The organism is Bacillus sp. B2-WWTP-C-10-Post-4, assembly GCF_009183805.1.
In the GTDB taxonomy this organism is placed as follows: domain Bacteria; phylum Bacillota; class Bacilli; order Bacillales; family Bacillaceae_G; genus Bacillus_A; species Bacillus_A cereus.
This window is the reverse complement of sequence record NZ_WEII01000198.1, coordinates 1-4,287: the sequence shown is the minus strand read 5'-3', so window position 1 is coordinate 4,287 and position 4,287 is coordinate 1. Positions and strand designations below refer to the sequence as shown.

Genomic DNA, 4,287 nt, shown 5'->3' with positions numbered 1-4,287 from the left:
ATATTTAATCGGTACTTTACTAAATGTTTGATCCCAATCTTTTTTAACTTTCTCCCATGTTCTCGGGTGTTTAATTCTTAATTGGTTGCCAAAACCCGCAATATCGACTTGATATTCTTTTTGTATTTTTTTTGTAACATGATGTACTAAGTGCTTTACTTCTTTTTCAATAGCTTTTTCTTCCCTTTTTAAAAATTTATTTTTAAATTTTTTTCCTGATTGCATCCAATTTTCAGACAAACGTCCTTCTGATTCAATGTTTACATCAAAGGAAATATTATTTCCATTAACATGTGGTATGATTTTGCTTTTTATTGACTTTATTTCGTATATAATGAGTTTCTTTGATTCTTTATCAAAAGTTTTTACCACACCACCATTCCTTTTTCCATTTATCCATACTACTCCTTCCAATTCCTGTTCATTTAAAAAGCCCATCAACTTTTTTGTCTTCCCTTTAATTACAGCAGCTCCTGCAAATTTTGTTTCCCCTTTTATCGAGATTACATTTTGCAAAAGAAAACTGGACCCTGACCGCATCTTTCCTTCCAATTTAGCGAGCGATACAGGAGGTAAAATCCTTGTTGTTCTATTTCTATTATCTGCAATTCCAGACAAACGAAATGCTGGGATTTCTCCTTTTTTGTTTGATTCCAGTACCTCCTTCGCTAGACCCTTGCTAATTAAGAGCATACAGCTAAGCCGAACTTCATTGTCACGGAGATACTGTTCAAGTAATTGTTCTAAACTGAATGTACGTACAAGACTATCACTAATAACAATGTTTTTTAAATGTGGGCTGAACATTGTGCTCTCTCTTTTCAATGAAAACTCACGAACAATTTGATGAATGGAATCACCGGTCTCAGAAACATTTATATAACGTTTTTGTTGTCCATTTCCTTTACTTTGTGCTTGCGAACTAACAATTTGATAAGTAGCTGTTATAAGATTTCTTTTAGGATAACCTCCTTCCTCATCCTCTTTCTCAATTGTTGAATCCTTCCCTTTATCTAGTGCTATACCTGCAGTTAAACTCAACTCTTCTACTTCTTTACTGCTCCAACATCCTGTTAAAAATAGAAGCAAAAGCGTCCATAACAAAGTCAAATAGAACCGCATATAATTAAATTTATTTTTCACACTACTCCTCCTTTTAATCGCGTAATAATAAGAAGAAGCAGTGGCAGTAAACCAAATAAAAATAAAGCAGCATTACCGAGCATATCCCCCAATTTAAGCAAGTCATTTATATTTTTCGAAGTCATAGCAATGATGTAAATGATTGGAATCAAAGCAAAAATAAACGGATGAATTCTCTTTTTAAAGAGTTGTGCTAATCCTAATGCAGCTGCATAATAACTAATCGTATAGGTAGCAAATATTTGCATAATCCATATTACAAGCAATAAAGATTCAAAACGTTCAAATATCAATCCAGAAATTTCAAAACTGCGCATAAGATCAATTGTCGGCCATGTTCTTGTTACAACCCCATCAATTGATAATGCACCAATGACCATTACAACAGTTATTACATAAAAGATTAACGGAATAGAAATTCCAACTAAAATAGCTTTTACTGCTTTATTTCGTTGTTCCATAAATACCAAAAGAATTAACATAATTTCAGGACCTGTATATGCGAGAGACGTTGTTTTTATCCCATCTAATACTGGTTTAATTCCCAAACCTAATACGGGACGGAGATTATCTATCTCGAATATTCCGATGCTCATAAAGGAAATGATTAAAAAAATAAAAACAGTAATAGGAAATATTATTTCAAACATCCGTGCAATTGAATTAATACCACTCATAATCAAATAGAGACCTATCCACATAAAAGGCATAACAATAGCCCATGTGGGGGTTCCTTCGAGCAAAAAAAAGCTTATTACTTCTGCCATTGAACGAATTTGAAATGCTGAAGTTGTAAGAAAATACCCTATAATAAGAAAACTAAGTAATCTGCCTATCCATTTCCCTACAATATCTTGACTGTATTGGTAAAATGTTTTTTCTGGAAACTGCTGACTTAATTTGACCATAATTACTCCTGAAACCATTGCCAGTATTCCACCTAATATCACACTTATCCATACATCTGGTGTTTTCACTTTTTCCACAGATGCTCTGGGCAGAGTGAGAATTCCTGTCCCAAGTATGTAATTTACAATAATAACAGCTGCCTGTGAAGTTGTTATTCGGTCTTTAAGTTTAGTAATCACTGAAGGCCACTTCCTTTCGTCATCAGCTACCTTTTGCGGATATTTTTTTTGGTATGCATTATTTTCGGTCGACGTCTCATTATTTTTAATGGCATGCGAACCATAAAATCTTTCCAGTCACTGAATTGATATGGAACAGCAGGACTGGTATAAGGAACGCCAAAACTTTTCAGTTTCACTAAATGACTGCAAAGTAAAAGAAAGAAGAGAATAACTCCATACAAACCAAATATCGCAGCACAAAACATAGCTACAAAACGAAGAATGCGTAACGTAATTCCTACACTATATTGCGGAATAGTAAAAGAAGAAATAGCTGTTACCGCAACAACGATAACCATTATTGGACTAACAATTCCTGCTTCTACGGCAGCCTGACCAATTATTAAACCGCCCACAATTCCCATTGCAGGTCCAATTGGTTTAGGCAGACGTAAACCTGCTTCTCGCAAAACTTCGATAGCTACTTCCATAATTAACGCTTCTATTAAAGCGGGAAAAGGGACTCCTTCTCGCGATCCGATAATAGAAATAGCGAGCTTAGTGGGAATTAATCCTGGATGAAATGAAATAAAAGAAATATACAGTGCTGGAGCAAATAATGAAACAAAAGCTGTCATGAAGCGTAATAAGCGGAGAAGCGTACCAGGAAGCCACCTTTCATAATAATCTTCTGGTGATTGCAGCAGCATACTAAATGTAACTGGAGCAATTAAAACAAATGGTGTTCCATCTAACAAAATAGCTACTCGACCTTCCATTAAAGCACTAATAACACGATCAGGTCGTTCTGTATTTTGAATCTGCGGAAAAGGACTGAGATAATTATCTTCAATAAGTTGCTCTATATAACCAGATTCGAGTACACTGTCTATGTCAATTTTCTGAATTCTGTTTTTTATTTCATCCACCAATTCTGTACTAGCAAGATCTTTAATAAATGCGACAACTAACTCTTTCTTTGCACGTTCTCCTACTGGTAGCTTTACTAATGATAAGTTCTCATCCGCACAGTGTCGTCGCAAAAGTGAGGTATTATCACTCAATACTTCAGTAAAACCGACCCGTGGCCCTCTGACTAATGCCTCCGATACTGGTTCTTCAATATTTCGTTTATTTGCTTTTGTTGTACCAAGAATAAACACATCTGCTAAACCATCAATTAAAAGAGCTGTTGAACCTATCAATACTTTGGGTATTAAATCTTTTATGTAATGGACTTCTGCTACTTCACTAATTGTAAGAACTTTATTTTTAATATATTCTTTTGAAACAGTCCCCTCCACATAAGAAGATTCATTTTTATATTCATCAGAAAAATCATCCATTAGTAATTTCATAATATGTTTGTCAATTATCTCTTTATCTGATAGGCCATCAACAAAAACGATCCCAGCCTGAATATCTGTGCGTCCAATATTAAACTTCCGAAAGCGAACATCAGAATTATGTCCGATTTGTTGCTTTATAAGTTCTAAGTTAGAGGCAAAATCATTTGTGAAATGAACGATTGCATTTTGAGATGGTTTATGCTCTTGTTTCGTTTTACTTTGAATATTATTTTTTTTCACTTGTTTGTCTCTTGACTTCCACCAACTCATTCTTCCCACTCTTTCTCTGACATACGAACCCAATGAAAAAATCTTGAGATAGTATACGGAATTAAAAACAAGATAAAAGCTTGTACAAAGACTTTCCAATCTGGAAGATAAGAAGTAATTATGTTCCACATTTTTATCACCCAATTTATATACTCTGCTAGGATTGAGATTTCTAAAAAACGATATGTACTTAATAAAAAATAACTATAAGATTAAAGAGCAGAAAAGCGAGACATTATGCTTATTTAGTACAAATAACCTAATTAGTATAAAAACATTTCTGACCTAAAATACCATTTCCAATTATAATTTGTTAAATATTATCTCCTTTTCCCTTATTTATATGCCCGCATTTGAATTTCAAATAATATAAGGATCAATGATATTTCCTCTTAAAGAAAAAAAGATGCTAGAAGATAGCATCTTTTTTTTAAATTCAACTTACTATGTAGTTA

3 protein-coding genes are annotated in these 4,287 nt (G+C 33.7%); all 3 read right to left on the bottom strand.

Annotation, left to right across the window (positions count from 1 at the left end; translation table 11 throughout):
- Positions 1-1,143 (bottom strand): Ger(x)C family spore germination protein (locus tag GBN78_RS28770; RefSeq protein WP_152127988.1); only part of this gene is annotated, 1,143 nt, incomplete at its 3' end.
- Entirely contained in the window at positions 1,140-2,231 is a 1,092-nt protein-coding gene (locus GBN78_RS28765) for a spore germination protein (RefSeq protein ID WP_152127987.1), read from the bottom strand. The genes GBN78_RS28770 and GBN78_RS28765, both read right to left, overlap by 4 nt.
- 26 nt (positions 2,232-2,257) lie before the next feature.
- Complete coding sequence (locus GBN78_RS28760; RefSeq protein ID WP_000119222.1) at positions 2,258-3,832, bottom strand: spore germination protein; 1,575 nt, start codon at positions 3,830-3,832, stop codon at positions 2,258-2,260.
- Positions 3,833-4,287: the final 455 nt, after the last annotated feature.